This window comes from Luteipulveratus halotolerans (genome assembly GCF_001247745.1).
In the GTDB taxonomy this organism is placed as follows: domain Bacteria; phylum Actinomycetota; class Actinomycetes; order Actinomycetales; family Dermatophilaceae; genus Luteipulveratus; species Luteipulveratus halotolerans.
In genome coordinates this window covers 2,222,796-2,237,291 of record NZ_LAIR01000002.1, presented here as the reverse complement: position 1 = coordinate 2,237,291, position 14,496 = coordinate 2,222,796, and the positions used below count along the sequence as shown (strand labels likewise).

Here is a 14,496-nt window from a genome sequence, read left to right as displayed (position 1 = left end):
CGTGCACGACACGGAAGGTTTACGCGCCCGGCCGGCCCGCAACATCGACGTAACACGAGGGCACGCCTGACGAAACGGCCGTTGGGGAGGGTTCTGGCCCATGAGCTACGTTTCCCTCGCTGCGGCCGATGCGGCGCCGACGCTGGATGTGGGCAATACCGCCTGGGTCCTCACCAGCGCCGCGCTCGTGCTGCTGATGACGCCCGGTCTCGCCCTCTTCTACGGCGGTATGAACCGGTCCAAGTCGGTCCTCAACATGATGATGATGTCGTTCGGCGCGCTCGGCGTCGTCGGTGTGATCTACGTGCTGTGGGGCTTCTCGATGTCCTTCGGCCCGAACAGTGTGGGTGGCTTCTTCGCCAACCCGTTCGACCTGTTCGGCCTCAACGGGGCCATCAACAACTCCGCCGGTGACCCGATCCTGTGGTCGGTCGGCAACATCCCGACCTCGGTGTTCGCCGCCTTCCAGCTGACGTTCGCCGTCATCACGGTGGCGCTGATCAGCGGTGCGCTCTCGGACCGCGTGAAGTTCAGCACCTGGCTGGTGTTCTCCGGCATCTGGGTGACCCTGGTCTACTTCCCGCTCGCTCACATGGTCTGGGGCGGCGGCAAGCTGAGCCCGGCCGGCTGGTTCGGCGGGGGAGAGGGAGACTCGGCGTACGGCCCGATCGACTTCGCCGGTGGCACCGTCGTGCACATCAACGCCGGTATGGCGGGTCTCGTCCTCGCGCTGCTGGTCGGCAAGCGGATCGGTTTCGGCAAGGTCCCGATGCGCCCGCACAACGTGCCGCTCACGATGCTCGGTGCAGGTCTGCTGTGGTTCGGCTGGTTCGGGTTCAACGCCGGTTCGGAGCTCGGTGCCGACGGCACCGCCGGCCTGGTGTGGATCAACACGACCGCCGCGACGTGTGCCGCCATCCTCGGCTGGCTGGTCGTCGAGAAGCTGCGTGACGGCCACGCCACCTCGATCGGCGCCGCCTCCGGTGTCGTCGCCGGTCTGGTCGCGATCACACCGGCCTGTGCGGCGCTGTCGCCGATCGGTTCGCTCGTGCTGGGTCTGGTCGCCGGTGCCGTGTGCGCCTTCGCGGTCGGCCTGAAGTACAAGCTCGGGTACGACGACTCGCTCGACGTCGTCGGCGTGCACCTCGTCGCCGGTCTGTGGGGCACCGTCGGCATCGGCCTGCTGGCCACCGACACCGGCCTGTTCTACGGCCACGGCTGGCGTCAGCTCGGCATCCAGACCGCGGTCGCCCTGGCCGCCGTCGCCTTCACCGCCGTGATGACCACCGTGATCGCGCTCGTGCTGAAGGCTGTGATGGGCTGGCGTATCAGTGAGGACGACGAGGTCGCCGGCATCGACCAGGCCGAGCACGCGGAGTCGGGCTACGACTTCGGTGCCTTCGGTGGCGGCAGCCGGTTCGGTCACACGCCGGGTGGCAGCAGCCCGCTGGCACCCGCCCACGAGGAGGTCAAGGCATGAAGCTCGTCACCGCCATCATCAAGCCGTTCAAGCTCGATGAGGTCAAGGAGGCGCTGGAGGCCTACGGCATCGCCGGAATGACGGTGAGCGAGGCCAGTGGCTATGGCCGCCAGCGCGGTCACAGCGAGGTCTACCGCGGCGCCGAGTACACCGTCGACTTCGTCCCGAAGGTGCGCCTCGAGGTCATCGTCGAGGACATGGACGCCGCGTCCGTGGTCGACGTGATCGTCAAGGCGTCGCAGACCGGACGCATCGGCGACGGCAAGGTCTGGACGATCCCGGTCGACGACGTCGTCCGGGTCCGGACCGGCGAGCGCGGCGCCACCGCGCTCTGAGGTCCGCCACTGACGTGACCGGCGGAGCCGCCCCCACGGCTCCGCCGGTCATCTCCCACGTGAAAGAGGTTCGCCGATGAACGCCGCAGCTCAGCACACGACGACCCGGTTGGATCTGGCCGCGACGCGCGACTTCACCCGCTCGGGTGCGGGGCGCGAGCGCCGGACCCGGCTGACGGCGTACGGGCGCAGCTGGCTCGGTGACGTCTGGGACGAGGCCGTACGCCGGACCACGGCCGGGCGGGAGGACGGCGTCGCGCTCGCGGCGGTCGGCAGCCTGGCCCGAGGCGACGCCGGCCCCCTCAGTGACTACGACCTGGTCCTGCTGCACGACGGACGCAGTGTGCGCAGCGACGACGTCGTCGCGCTCGCAGACCGGATCTGGTACCCCGTCTGGGACTCGGGCGCGCGCCTGGACCACTCGGTGCGCACGCTGGGCGAGTGCCGACAGGTCGCGAGCGCTGACCTCAGCGCCGCGGTCGGTCTGCTGGACCTGGAGTGGATAGCGGGTGACCCCGTCGTGGTGTCGGGTGTGCGCCAGAGCATCGCCCACGACTGGCGCTCCAACGCGCGCAAGCGTCTGCCGGAGCTCATCGAAGGCATGCGGCAGCGTCACGAGCGCCACGGCGACCTCACCACGTCCATCGAGCCGGACCTGAAGGAGGCGCGCGGCGGCCTGCGCGACATGACGGTGCTGCGCGCGCTCACGGCCGCCTGGCTCGCGGACCGTCCGCACGGTCAGGTCGACGCGGCGTACGACCAGCTGCTCGACGTGCGCGACGCCCTGCACGTGGTCACCGGCCGTGGCCGCGACCGGCTCGGCCGCGAGGACCAGGACGCCGTCGCCGCGCTGCTCGGCCATCCCGACGCCGATGCGCTGCTGACCTCGGTGGTCTCGGCGTCGCGGCAGGTGTCGTTCGCTCTGGACAGCACGATGCGACGCTCGGCCCAGGCGCAACGTGCCCGGACCCTGCGGGCCGGTCCGCGTCGTCCGGTGCTCACGCCGCTCGGCTACGGCCTGTTCGAGCACGACGGCGAGGTGGTGCTGGGCCGTGGCCTCGTGCCGACCGGCGACCCCCTCCTGCTGCTGCGCGCTGCTGGTGCGGCGGCGCGACGGGGGCTCCCCCTGGCACCGACGACGGTCGCCAACCTCACCCGTGACATCGGTCCGCTGCCCGCGCCCTGGCCGGACGCCATCCGCGACGCCTTCCTCGACCTGCTCGCGAGCGGTCCTGGCCTGGTCCAGGTCTGGGAGGCGCTGGACATGTCGGGCGTCGTCGGCCGGTGGCTGCCCGAGTGGAAGGCCGTCCGCAGCCGCCCCCAGCGCAACGCCGTCCATCGCTACACCGTCGACCGGCACCTCATCGAGACCGTCGTCGAGGCGAGCCGGCGACGGCTGTCGGTCGACCGGCCCGACCTGCTGCTCGTGACGGCGCTGCTGCACGACATCGGCAAGATCGCCGGCGTCCACGACCACGCGGTCGAGGGCGCACCGGTCGCCGCGAGCATCGCGGCGCGGATGGGGTTCGACGCGGATGACGTCGCGTCCGTCGAGCTGCTCGTCCGCGAGCACCTCAGTCTCATCGACCTCGCCACCCGGCGCGACCCGCAGGACCCGCAGACCGTACGAGCGCTGGTCGGTGCGGTCGAGGAGCGCGCCGACCTGCTCGAGCAGCTGCGTACGCTCACCGAGGCCGACGCGATCGCTGCCGGGCCGACGGCCTGGACCACGTGGCGGGCACGACTCGTGCAGGAGCTCACCGAGCACGCGCGCGCAGCCCTGTCCGAGCGTCGTGTGGTCCCGGCCGAGCCGCAGGACGCAGGCGACCTGCTGACCCAGCCCGTCCTGGACCGCCTGATGATCGGCGAGGCGCACGTCGAGGTCACGGTCGTCGAGGGCGGCGCCCGCGTCGACGTCGCCGACCGAGACCGGCTCGGGCTGTTCGCCGACACCGCGGGCCTGCTCGCCGCGCACGGCGCCGTCGTCCGCTCCGCGCGGCTGCGCACCCACGAGGGCACTGCGGTCAACACCTGGCACGTCGAGATGCCGGACGGCGACCTGCCGGCGGCCGACGCACTCGCGCGAGGACTGCGCCGCCTCGCCACAGGTGACCGTTCACCGCTGCGACCGCTCGAGCAGCGGCGTCACGAGTCGCGCCGGCTCACGGGCGACACCCTGACCCGGGCAGCCGTCGTACCCGACGGATCACGCGACGCCACGGTCATCGAGGTGCGCTCGCCCGACCGGCCCGGTCTCCTGCGCGACATCGGCATGACGTTCGCGCGGTTCGGGCTCGGCGTCCGCAGCGCGCACGTCGCGACGTACGCAGGGCAGACGCTCGACACGTTCTACGTCACCGGTGCCGGCGGTCAGAGCGTGTCGCCGCCGACCGTCGCTCAGCTGATCGCCGCGCTCATCGACGCCTGCGACGGCCTGGGAACGGTCTGAACGATCTCGCCCGGCGGCAGGCGTGCAGCGCACTGTCGATGACCAACTACCCTAGGTCCTTGTGTTCACCAGCCTGTCCGACCGCCTGACCGCGACCTTCAAGAACCTGCGCGGCAAGGGACGCCTGACCGAGTCCGACGTCAACGCCACCGTGCGCGACATCCGCCTGGCGCTGCTCGATGCCGACGTCGCCCTGCCGGTCGTCAAGGAGTTCACCCGCGGCGTGCGTGAGCGCGCGCTCGGCGCCGAGGTGAGCCAGGCGCTCAACCCGGGCCAGCAGGTCGTCAAGATCGTCAACGACGAGCTCGTCGGCATCCTCGGCGGCGAGACCCGTCAGCTGCGGCTGGCCAAGCAGCCGCCGACCGTGATCATGCTGGCCGGTCTGCAGGGTTCGGGTAAGACCACGTTCGCCGGCAAGCTCGCCAAGCTGCTCAAGGACCAGGGCCACTACCCGTTGCTCGTCGCGGCCGACCTGCAGCGGCCCAACGCCGTCACCCAGCTCGAGGTCGTCGCCGAGCGCGCCGAGGTCGTCTGCTTCGCCCCCGAGCGGGGCAACGTCGGAGGCCACGACGCCGTCACCGAGTCCGGTGAGGGCACCCAGTCCTTCGGTGACCCGGTGTGGGTGGCTCGCGCCGGTGTCGGTCAGGCCAAGGTGCGCGGCTACGACGTGGTCATCGTCGACACCGCCGGTCGCCTCGCGGTCGACGAGAACCTCATGCAGCAGGCCCGCGACATCCGCGACGAGATCCAGCCCGACGAGGTGCTGTTCGTCATCGACGCGATGATCGGTCAGGCCGCCGTCGACACGGCCCTGGCGTTCCAGGACGGCGTCGACTTCACCGGTGTCGTGCTGTCCAAGCTCGACGGTGACGCCCGCGGTGGTGCGGCGCTCTCGGTCGCCTCGGTCACCGGCCGGCCGATCATGTACGCCTCGGTCGGTGAGCAGACCAAGGACATCGAGGTCTTCCACCCCGACCGGATGGCCTCGCGCATCCTCGACATGGGTGACGTGCTCACCCTCATCGAGCAGGCCGAGAAGGCCTTCGACCGTCGCCAGGCGGCCGAGATGCACCGCAAGTTCATGGCCGAGGAGGACTTCACCTTCCACGACTTCCTCGAGCAGATGGCTGCCATCAAGAAGATGGGCAACCTGAAGTCGCTGCTGCAGATGATGCCGGGCATGGGCCAGATGAAGGAGCAGCTGGCCAACTTCGACGAGCGCGAGTTCGACCGGGTCGAGGCGATGGTGCGTTCGATGACACCGTTCGAGCGCACGCACCCCAAGCAGATCAACGGCTCGCGCCGCGCCCGCATCGCCAAGGGTTCCGGCGTGTCGGTCTCGGAGGTCAACCAGCTGCTCGAGCGGTTCTCCGGCGCCCAGAAGATGATGCGCCAGATGCGCAAGGGCGGTGGGATGCCGGGGATGCCCGGTATGCCGGGTGCGGCCGGCCCGGGTGGCGGCAAGCGCGGCAAGCAGGCGCCGAAGAAGAAGGGCAAGAGCGGCAACCCCGCCAAGCGCGCGCAGCAGGAGAAGGCCGCAGCGCAGAAGGCCGAGGCAGCCCGTGAGGCAGCACTCGGCAACGCCTTCGGGGCGGCCGAGCCCGAGCAGGACATGAAGGACCTGAAGCTCCCCAAGGGCTTCGAGAAGTTCCTCGACAAGGACTGACCCCGCGCTCGGCCGGCGGAACCCGCCGACGTCGAGGCCCGTCCTGACCTGGGATCACCGAGGTCACGAGGGGGGCTCGACCATGCTGCGTTTCCACTTCACCGAGGCCGACCTCACGTCGGTCGTGCTCGCGCCGAGCGCGTCTCCGATGTGGGAGTGCTGCTGAGTCTGCACACGGCTCAGTCGTCGTACGCCGACCCGGTCTTCGGGTCCTGGCGGCGACGGCTGCGTACGACGGGCGGCTCGCCTCACCTACGGCTGCTCCTGGACGTCGCGCCGGCCTACGGCTACTCGCCGGACTTCGTGACACCCGAGGTCGCGGGCGGCACGATCGACGACGCGCTCGACCTGGTCGGCGCGACCCAGGTCGAACGGGCTCACCGCGAGCTCAGCGCCGTGGCGACCCGCAGTCCTGCTCGGATGCGGCTGGAGCCGTTGGCCGATCGTCCGCGCAGTGCACTCGCCCTGCTGCTGGACGCCGTGCGCGCCTACTGGGACGCGGCGCTCGAGCCGACCTGGTCGGCCGTCCAGTCGCGCATCGGCAGCGACCTCGAACGCCGTCGCCACGTCCTTGCGACCGACGGGGTCGGTGCACTGCTGGAGTCGGTGGGTCCGGGTGTGCGCTGGCGCGCCCCGGTGCTGGAGGTCGACGGCTTCAAGGACGTCGACGTCCATCTCGACGGGCGTGGCCTGGTGCTGCAGCCGTCCTACTTCTGCTGGCACGACCCGACCAAGCTGCGCGACCCCGAGGGGCGGCCGGTGCTCGTCTACCCGGTCGAGCACGACGCCTCGGTGCTAGGGCGTGTCTGATAATTGCTGGGTCCAGGCGATGGCGGCGTGGATGAGGACGGCGGCGCGGTAGATGATGGCGTGTTTGTCATAGCGGGTGGCCAGTGCGCGCCATTGCTTGACGTGGCAGAAGCGGCGCTCGATGACGTTGCGGTTCTTGTAGTCGGCGGCATCGAGCCCGACGGGTCTGCCACCGCGTGATCCGCGGCGCTTGCGGTGGCCCTTCTGGTCGTCGGGTTCGGGGATGACTGAACCGCCCCGGGGTTTCCGGACACTTCGTGTTGTGTCTCTACCCGGACGGGATGAGACGGTTTCGTGCAGCGTAGTGGGCTGATTCGACCTCGATGGGTGTCAGGTCGTCGATGGACTCGTGGGGTCGGTCGTGGTTGAACCAGTGGACCCACTGCAGGGTGTCGAGCTCGACGTGCTCGACATCGCGCCACGGCCCGTCGGGACGGATCAGCTCGGTCTTGTACGCGCCGATCTGGGACTCAGCCATCGCGTTGTCGTAGGCGTCGCCCACCGAACCCACTGATGGGTCCACGCCGGCGTCAATCAGCCTGGTAGTGAAGGCGAAAGAGGTGTACTGGCTGCCGGCGTCGGTGTGGTGCACCAGCCCGGTCAGGTCGTCCACGCCGTGCTGGCGGCGTGACCAGATCGCGTGCTCGAGGGTGTCCAGCACCAGCTGGGTGCTCATGCTGGTGGCCGCGCGCCAGCCGACGATCATCCGGGAGTAGACGTCGATGACGAACGCGACGTAGACGGTCCCGGACCAGGTCGCGACATAGGTGAAGTCAGCGACCCACAGCCGGTTCGGGGCCGAGGCGGTGAAGTCTCGCTGGACCAGATCCGCCGCTCGGGCATCGCGCGGGTCAGCGATGGTGGTCCGCACCTGCTTGCCCCGCAGTGCGCCCTGCCAGCCGTTCGCGGCCATCACTCGCTCCACGGTGCACCGGGCCACGTCATGGCCCTGCCTGCGCAGGTGCAACCACATCTTGCGCGCACCGAACCGGGTCACGAACCGCTGCTGACGCGCGGACCGGATCAGCTCGCCGACCTGCGCATCGCGCAGCGTCCGCGCTGAGGGCGCCCGATCGCGGGCCTCGTAGTACGTCGACGGGGCGATCTTGACGCCGTGCTCGCACAGCACTCGACAGATCGGCTCGACCCCGAACTCCTCACGATGAGTGTCGATGAACTCGGTCAGTACCTGGGTGGGCGGTCGAGCTCCGCCGCGAAGAAAGCCGACGCTGACTTCAAGATCTCGTTCGCCCGGCGCAGCTCGGCGTTCTCCTTCTTCAACGCCCGGATCTCCTCCAGCTCCTGGGTCGTGCGACCCGGTCGGGTCCCGCCATCGACCTGGGCCTGGCGAACCCACTTACGCAGGGTCTCGGGAGACCCGATGCCCAGTCGAGCCGCGATCGTGCGGATCGCTTCGAACTCGCTGGTGTACTCGCCGGCGGCGACTGACTCCGTCACCATCCGGACCGCACGCTCCCGCAGCTCACGCGGGTACTTCGAGGGACGTGCCATGACTTCATCCTCCAGTAATGAAGTCTCCGGACATCCCGGGGCGGTTCAGACGGCCTTGATCCCGCGGGCACGTAGGTGAGCGCGGATCGCGCGTGAGGAGTACGCCTTGTCGCCGCGGACCGCGTCTGGTGTGGTGCGTGGGCGCCCCACGTCGCGGCTGACGCGAAGGTGTCCCAGCAGTGGCAGGAACACGGGTGAGTCGCCGGCCTGTCCCGCAGTGATCAGCGTGACCAGCGGCAGCCCGTTGCCGTCGACGAGCTGGTGGATCTTCGTCGACAGCCCGCCCCGGGAGCGGCCGATGGCGTGGTCAGGCGGCTCTTGCAGCAGATTCGTGTAGTTCGACCCAGCCCCCTGTGGTACGGGTGGTGTTCGTCGCGTGCTGGTGCGCCCTGGCGATGGTGGAGTCCACCGACAGCGACCAGTCCACGATCCCCGCAGCGTCCGCGGCGGCGGTGAGCTTGGCCAGGACCTTGTCCCAGGTGCCGTCCGTGGCCATCCGGCGATGCCAGGTCCACACCGTCTGCCACGGACCGAACGACTCCGGAAGGTCGCGCCACGCGATCCCGCACCGGTACCGGTAGATGATGCCCTCGAGCATCGTGCGCGCGTCGGAGAACGGCCGACCCCTGCGGCCCGTAGGACGCGGCAACATCTCCTCGATCAACGACCACTGGGCATCCGAGAGCAACTGGAAACGAGACACGTCCGCAGAATCTCAGCCCAACACCGAACTATTTGTCAGACACGCCCTAGACCCGGAGCGCCAGGGGCGTGATGAGGCCGTGGGCCGACTGGTCGGGCAGGCCCGTCATGACGTGCTCCGCATCGCTCAGCAGCCGACGACCACCAGCGAGCTCGCCGAGCGGTGCGTGATGTCGGTGTCCAACGCGAGCCGGCACGCTGCGGCTCTGCGTGACGCGGGGCTGCTCGTCTCGCAGCGCGACGGCCAGTGTGTCCGCCACCAGACGACGCCGCTCGGACGGGCCCTGCTGCACGGGGCCGCCTGACGGCGTACGCACGCGGACGGCGTTGCGGCGCAACGGGTTCCACGGTTTCGGAACACCGCAAGAGATGGTTCGTCCAGGGCGACCGGACCACGCTCGTACTCGAGCCGGTCATCCGGACCGGACGAGCAACGGGGAGCACAGTCATGAAGCACACGATGCGTTACGTGGGTGCGGGTCTCGTCGGATCCGCAGTGATCGCAACGGGACTCGCGGTCACGCACAGTACGGCCAATGCCGCTGACACGCTGTGTGTGGCCCACGGACAGGTCACGCCGGCGGCGCAGCGCGCCATTGACGCCGCCTGCGCGGAGTACGAGAAGAAGGTGCCCTACTCGTGGGGCGGTGGGCACGGCGGTCAGCCCGGCGCCACCACAGGGAGCGTCTACGGCGACGAGCCGCACGAGACGGGCGGCTACTACGACGACACCCACGTGATCGGGTTCGACTGCTCCGGCCTGATGCGGTGGGCCTGGTACCGCTCGACCGGTGTCGACTACGGCCCTGACGGCACGTCGTCCCAGGGCAGCGCGATGGCTCGGCACGGCTTCACCACGCTGGCCAACCCCGGCGACTCCAGCACCTACCAGCCGGGCGACACGATCATCTGGCGCGGTCACACGGCGATGTACCTCGGCGACGGCATGATCGTGCAGGCCGAGAGCGACCCGGACGACCTGACGGTCAAGCCGCTGAGCTCACAGGGTCGTACGCCGCTCGCGGTCTACCGCTACGGCGGTGACGGCGGTACGCCCCCGCCGCCTCCCGAGAAGCCCGACCCCGGCCAGGGCACGCCGATCGCGGTGTGGGCCACCGACGTGTCGGTCCGCAAGGACGCCACCAGTGCGAGCACGCAGGTCGGGACGACGGGCCCCGGCACGTACGGCTTCACCTGCGCCCGGCGTGGCGAGCGGGTCAGCGAGGGCGGCTGGTCGAACGACCTGTGGTCGTACTCGCCGAAGCTGGGCGGGTTCGTCAACAACGTGTTCATGAAGGGCGAGGCGGACTACGGGCTCCCGACGTGCGGTGGCGACGAGCCGAAGCCGAAGCCGTCGCCCGCGGATCCGGGCAAGCCGCTGCAGATCTGGGCGACCGACGTCAACGTGCGGACGGATGCGACGTCGGCGTCGGGCAAGGTCCGCACGGTGCAGCCGATGACGGCGACGTTCACGTGCGCCAAGCGCGGGCAGGCGGTGAGCGACAGCGGGTACGCCAACGACCTGTGGTCGTACTCGCCGCAGCTGGGCGGCTATGTCAACAACGTGTTCATGAAGGGCGCGGCCGACTACGGCCTCAAGCCCTGCTGAGCCGTGACCGCCGACCCGCCGCGTGCCCGTGCCACGCGGCGGGTCGGCACGTCTAGGGTCGGGTTCATGACTGCGGTGCTCCATGTGACGGGACAGGTCCTCGTCGGTCCGGAGGAGGTGCGCGAGCAGGTCTGGGTCGTCGACGGTCGGGTGACCTACGACCCTCCGCCCGCCGGCGTCGAGGTCGAGACCGTGTCCGGATACGTCCTGCCCGGGCTCGTCGACGCGCACTGCCACGTCGGGCTGGAGTCGACCGGGGGAGTGCCGCCCGAGCGGGCCGAGGAGCACGCCGTCGCCGACCGCGAGGCCGGTGCGCTGCTGCTGCGCGACGCGGGGAGCCCGGTCGACACGCACTGGATCGACGACCGCGACGACCTGCCGCGCATCATCCGCGCCGGTCGTCACATCGCCCGCACCAAGCGCTACATCAAGAACTTCGCTCACGAGATCGAGCCCGAGGACCTCGTCGCGTACGTCCGTCAGGAGGCACGTCGCGGCGACGGCTGGGTCAAGCTCGTCGGCGACTGGATCGACCGCGAGACCGGTGACCTCGCACCGTGCTGGCCGGCCGAGGCGCTGCGGCCGGCCATCGACGCCGCGCACGCCGAGGGCGCTCGGGTGACGGCGCACTGCTTCGGTGAGCAGTCGCTGTACGACCTCGCCGAGGCCGGCATCGACTGCATCGAGCACGCGACCGGCCTGCAGACCGAGTCGGTCGAGCTGTTCGCGCAGCGGGGCATCGCGATCGTGCCGACGCTGGTCAACATCGCCAACTTCCCGAAGTTCGCCGAGGCCGGCCAGAAGAAGTTCCCCGAGTACGCCGGTCACATGCGGCGACTGCACGAGTCGCGCTACGACGTGGTGGGCGCAGCGCACGACGCGGGAGTTCAGGTGTTCTGCGGCACGGACGCCGGCGGTCAGCTGCCGCACGGCCTCGTCGCCGACGAGGTGGTCGAGCTCGGGAGGGCCGGGCTCACCCGTACGGAGGCGTTGTCGGCGGCCACCTGGGGCGCTCGTGCGTGGCTCGGGCGACCCGGCCTCGACGAAGGCGAGAGCGCCGATCTCGTTGTCTACCAGGACGATCCGCGCGAAGACCTGCGCGTCCTGAAGGACCCGGCGCACATCGTCCTGCGAGGCCGTATTGTCCAGTGATCCGCGACGGCTCGAGGCGACGGGGGCGCGCGTTCGGGTCAGCACCGTCGTCGAGTCCGACCTCGAGCCGTATCGCCGAGCGGTCGAGATGTCGCACGCGCGGCTGTCGCGCTGGAACCCCGTCGACCCCCACGACCTGGCCCGCCATCTGACCGCGCAGTCGGGTGTGCACCGCACGTTCGTCATCCACGCGCTCGCGCCGACCGGCGGGCACGACATCGTCGGCAAGGTCAACGTCACCAACATCGTGCGCGGCCGGTTCCAGAACGCCACCATCGGCTACGACGCCTACGACCCGTACGTCGGCCGCGGTCTCTTCGGCGAAGGGCTGCGCCTCGTCGTCAGCCTCGTGTTCGCACCCGAGCCGCGTGGTCTCGGCCTGCACCGCATCGACGCCAACGTGCAGCCGGGCAACGCCGAGTCGATGGGAGTCCTGCGGTCACTGGGCTTTCGGCGCGAAGGGCACGCGGTCGGACTGCTCTGGCTCGGTGGCAGCGACGGCACCACGGCCTGGCGTGACCACGAGGCCCACGCGATCACGGCCGACGAGTGGCCGGCGCTCGCCTATCAGCCGCACCGTCCGGCGCGCACCGTCATGGTCGTCAACGGCCTGCCCGGCTCGGGCAAGACCACCCTGGCGCGGGCGCTCAGCCAGGAGCTCGGGGTGCCGCTGCTGTCGAAGGACCTGATCAAGGAGGCCGTCGGCGGCCGGCTCGACGCGGCCGACCGCGAGCGCCTCGGCGGCACGGGTTCGCCGCTCGGCGCGGGTGCCCACGAGGCCCTGTGGTCGCTGCTCGAGGCGTCACCTGCCGGTGCCGTGGTCGAGTCGTGGTTCCCGGCCGACGCGGTCGAGCAGGTCCGACGCGGGCTGGAGCGTGCGGGCATGCGCGCCGAGTCAGTGCCTCAGATCTGGTGCGAGGCGCAGGGGGAGACCCAGGCGCGCCCGTACGACCTCGGTCCGGTGCTGCGCTGCGACACCAGTGCGCCGGTGTCGCAGCGCGAGGTGGTGTCGCTGGCTCTGCAGGTGCGGGGGCACATGCGCTGACCTTTGCGCTGTGGTCGAAAGGCCGTTCGTCGTCGGAGCGTGTGCCAGGTCCCCGCGTCCCAGTCGTGTCCTGATGAGAGAGCACGACCACCTACGGGGGAGAGCACCATGAACAAGAAGATCCTGCTGGGCGCTGCCGGCCTGGTCGCTGCGGCGGCTCCGGTCATCGCCGTACCAGCCATGCAGGCGGACGCCGCGCCGGCCGACGCCGTGCAGACGCTGCGCAACGGCATGAGCGCCGACTGCATCGACGACAGCGATGACGGCCTGCGGATGATGGGCTGCGAGTCCGACAACCCGCACCAGCAGTGGGAGGTGCGCGTGTGGGACGACGGCACGCGCCAGCTGCGCAACGTCGCGACCGGACGGTGCCTGGACCACAGCAATGCCTACGGGCTGCGCACGTGGACCTGCCACGACCAGGCGAGCGACATGTCGAGGTTCCAGAGCTGGTCCAAGGCCGTCACCCACGGCAACCCCGCCGACGCCGAGGCATCCGGTATCACGCTGAAGAACCAGCAGACCGGTGCCTACCTGGCGGAGGAGCCCGGCGGCTGGTTCGGGATCGGGGGAGGCGGACTGATCGGCGTCCAGGGCGACGGCGACGTCGAGCCGAACGAGGTCTGGAGCTGACCGCAGACCGATGAGGTACGCCGTGCGCGGAGTCCGCGTACGGCGTACCTCACGTCTGCGGGGCGCAGGTCAGGCGACGGTGAACGGCACCCGGCTGACCTGCTTGCCGTCGACGAGGAAGGTGCAGCTGTAGTCACCCTGCGCGATGCGACCGCCGAGCTGGCGCGCGTCGGCGCTGAGCTGGACGACGGCGATGCCGTTGGCCTGGCGTCCGGCTGCGGCCTTGCGGTCGCCGCTCGGGGTGTGCACGAGGATGTCGATCTGCTTGCCGGCCACGTCGGTGACGACCGAGCTGCAGCCGATGCTGCGCGGTGAGGTGAGCGTCGCTGCGGTGGTCGGGCAGTGGGCGATGGCCCCGGTGCGCACCATGGTCGACCCGTCACAGGCCATCGTCTGGCTCGCGAGGCCGCTCGGACCAGAGACCGGCGCCCACCCGGTCCAGGTCTTGGTGCCGGCCTTGAACTGACAGCCGTAGGTGCCGGCCGGCAGCCGCAGCCGGCCGACCCCGAAGCTCAGCAGCAACGACTGCGACGGGTCGACCCGGTCGGCGGTCGCGCCGTAGACCGGGGCACCGTTGCGCAGCAGCGACACGTCGACCTTGCCCGTCACACTGCTCGGCAGGTCGGCCGAGCAGTAGACCGTGCTCGAGGAGAACCCACGCTGCATCGCGTCGCACTCACGGCCTTGCGCATCGACCTGCTCGGCGCCGCACACGCGGACGACCTTGCTGGGGGTGCCCGGAGGCTGCTTGCTCGCCGGGCTGGACGCCGGTGCCGGGGTGCTCGCCTGTGCACTGCTGCTGCTCGTGGTGGCCGGGGGCAGCGACGTGACCGTGCCCGTCGCAGCGGCCGCCGGCGTACTGCTGTCGCTGCCGTCATCACCTGAGCACGCCGTCAGCGCGAGAAGGGCCAGGAGCAGCGTGACGAGCAGGGGCGTACGGGCAGAGCGCATGAACTTCCTCGGGGTCCAGGTGGCCGACCGGTGGCCCCGGTCGCGCGTGACACTCTCCCACGGCGCGTCGCCTCGCATGCCCGGTCTGCCCGGATGCGGGGCAGACCACAGGTCACGGTCAGCCAGTGCCCAGGTCCGACGTGTCACCATCG

The 14,496-nt window shown here is 70.3% G+C and carries 12 protein-coding genes, 2 pseudogenes and 1 other annotated feature; of the genes and pseudogenes, 10 read left to right on the top strand and 4 right to left on the bottom strand.

Going from position 1 to position 14,496, the window contains the following annotated elements; all coding sequences use genetic code 11:
- The first annotated feature begins 100 nt into the window (after nucleotides 1-100).
- The 5 genes from VV01_RS11280 (at nucleotide 101) to VV01_RS11260 (ending at nucleotide 6,740) form a co-directional block, all read left to right on the top strand.
- Nucleotides 101-1,480, top strand: a complete 1,380-nt coding sequence (locus VV01_RS11280; RefSeq protein ID WP_050669967.1) for an ammonium transporter — start codon at nucleotides 101-103, stop codon at nucleotides 1,478-1,480.
- Complete coding sequence (locus VV01_RS11275; RefSeq protein ID WP_050669966.1) at nucleotides 1,477-1,815, top strand: P-II family nitrogen regulator; 339 nt, start codon at nucleotides 1,477-1,479, stop codon at nucleotides 1,813-1,815. Before VV01_RS11280 ends, VV01_RS11275 begins: the two co-directional genes overlap by 4 nt.
- Nucleotides 1,816-1,891: 76 nt before the next feature.
- The gene (locus VV01_RS11270; protein WP_050669965.1) at nucleotides 1,892-4,264 is read left to right on the top strand and encodes a [protein-PII] uridylyltransferase; all 2,373 of its coding nucleotides are present in this window, start codon (nucleotides 1,892-1,894) and stop codon (nucleotides 4,262-4,264) included.
- A gap of 61 nt (nucleotides 4,265-4,325) precedes the next feature.
- A complete protein-coding gene (gene ffh / locus VV01_RS11265) occupies nucleotides 4,326-5,930 on the top strand; it encodes a signal recognition particle protein (protein WP_050669964.1) in 1,605 nt (534 codons plus the stop codon).
- A gap of 156 nt (nucleotides 5,931-6,086) precedes the next feature.
- Nucleotides 6,087-6,740, top strand: a complete 654-nt coding sequence (locus VV01_RS11260) for a DUF5937 family protein (RefSeq protein WP_050669963.1) — start codon at nucleotides 6,087-6,089, stop codon at nucleotides 6,738-6,740.
- Here the strand turns inward: VV01_RS11260 and VV01_RS22330 are convergent.
- From VV01_RS22330 to VV01_RS23325, 3 genes and pseudogenes are all read right to left on the bottom strand, one after another.
- Nucleotides 6,726-6,998, bottom strand: a pseudogene (locus tag VV01_RS22330) (IS5/IS1182 family transposase); the annotation flags it as partial. The gene VV01_RS11260 and the pseudogene VV01_RS22330 sit on opposite strands and share 15 nt — an antisense overlap.
- Nucleotides 6,999-7,008: 10 nt before the next feature.
- A protein-coding gene (locus VV01_RS11255; protein WP_157508689.1) for an IS3 family transposase occupies nucleotides 7,009-8,252 on the bottom strand; the annotation gives its coding sequence in 2 pieces (ribosomal slippage) (nucleotides 7,009-7,964 and nucleotides 7,964-8,252; 1,245 coding nt in all).
- Nucleotides 7,837-7,965: a sequence feature (AL1L pseudoknot), on the bottom strand. (Overlaps the previous gene by 129 nt.)
- Nucleotides 8,253-8,300: 48 nt before the next feature.
- Nucleotides 8,301-8,955, bottom strand: a pseudogene (locus VV01_RS23325) (IS5 family transposase); the annotation flags it as partial.
- 79 nt (nucleotides 8,956-9,034) lie between these two features.
- On the opposite strand from VV01_RS23325, the gene VV01_RS23865 reads away from it, so the two are divergent.
- From VV01_RS23865 to VV01_RS11220, 5 genes are all read left to right on the top strand, one after another.
- Nucleotides 9,035-9,259: an ArsR/SmtB family transcription factor gene (locus tag VV01_RS23865; protein WP_050669962.1), complete on the top strand. Its 225-nt coding sequence runs from the start codon at nucleotides 9,035-9,037 to the stop codon at nucleotides 9,257-9,259.
- A gap of 143 nt (nucleotides 9,260-9,402) precedes the next feature.
- On the top strand, nucleotides 9,403-10,563 hold the full coding sequence (locus VV01_RS11235) for an NlpC/P60 family protein (RefSeq protein ID WP_050669961.1): 1,161 nt from the start codon (nucleotides 9,403-9,405) through the stop codon (nucleotides 10,561-10,563).
- Between the two features lie 66 nt (nucleotides 10,564-10,629).
- Complete coding sequence (locus VV01_RS11230; RefSeq protein WP_050669960.1) at nucleotides 10,630-11,715, top strand: amidohydrolase family protein; 1,086 nt, start codon at nucleotides 10,630-10,632, stop codon at nucleotides 11,713-11,715.
- Nucleotides 11,705-12,760: a GNAT family N-acetyltransferase gene (locus VV01_RS22320; RefSeq protein WP_071606356.1), complete on the top strand. Its 1,056-nt coding sequence runs from the start codon at nucleotides 11,705-11,707 to the stop codon at nucleotides 12,758-12,760. Before VV01_RS11230 ends, VV01_RS22320 begins: the two co-directional genes overlap by 11 nt.
- A 108-nt stretch (nucleotides 12,761-12,868) precedes the next feature.
- On the top strand, nucleotides 12,869-13,393 hold the full coding sequence (locus VV01_RS11220; RefSeq protein WP_050669959.1) for an RICIN domain-containing protein: 525 nt from the start codon (nucleotides 12,869-12,871) through the stop codon (nucleotides 13,391-13,393).
- A gap of 69 nt (nucleotides 13,394-13,462) precedes the next feature.
- On the opposite strand, the gene VV01_RS11215 is transcribed toward VV01_RS11220, so the two are convergent.
- Nucleotides 13,463-14,344 carry a hypothetical protein gene (locus VV01_RS11215; protein ID WP_157508807.1) on the bottom strand — a complete coding sequence of 294 codons (882 nt, stop codon included), beginning with the start codon at nucleotides 14,342-14,344 and terminating at the stop codon, nucleotides 13,463-13,465.
- Nucleotides 14,345-14,496: the final 152 nt, after the last annotated feature.

Bases quoted from the DNA above. Each gene is read 5' to 3' on its own strand.
- VV01_RS11230 (WP_050669960.1), top strand. From the start codon at position 10,630: ATGACTGCGGTGCTCCATGTGACGGGACAGGTCCTCGTCGGTCCGGAG.
- VV01_RS11220 (WP_050669959.1), top strand. From the start codon at position 12,869: ATGAACAAGAAGATCCTGCTGGGCGCTGCCGGCCTGGTCGCTGCGGCG.
- VV01_RS11280 (WP_050669967.1), top strand. From the start codon at position 101: ATGAGCTACGTTTCCCTCGCTGCGGCCGATGCGGCGCCGACGCTGGAT.
- VV01_RS11270 (WP_050669965.1), top strand. From the start codon at position 1,892: ATGAACGCCGCAGCTCAGCACACGACGACCCGGTTGGATCTGGCCGCG.
- VV01_RS11275 (WP_050669966.1), top strand. From the start codon at position 1,477: ATGAAGCTCGTCACCGCCATCATCAAGCCGTTCAAGCTCGATGAGGTC.
- VV01_RS11215 (WP_157508807.1), bottom strand. From the start codon at position 14,344: ATGCGCTCTGCCCGTACGCCCCTGCTCGTCACGCTGCTCCTGGCCCTT.
- VV01_RS11235 (WP_050669961.1), top strand. From the start codon at position 9,403: ATGAAGCACACGATGCGTTACGTGGGTGCGGGTCTCGTCGGATCCGCA.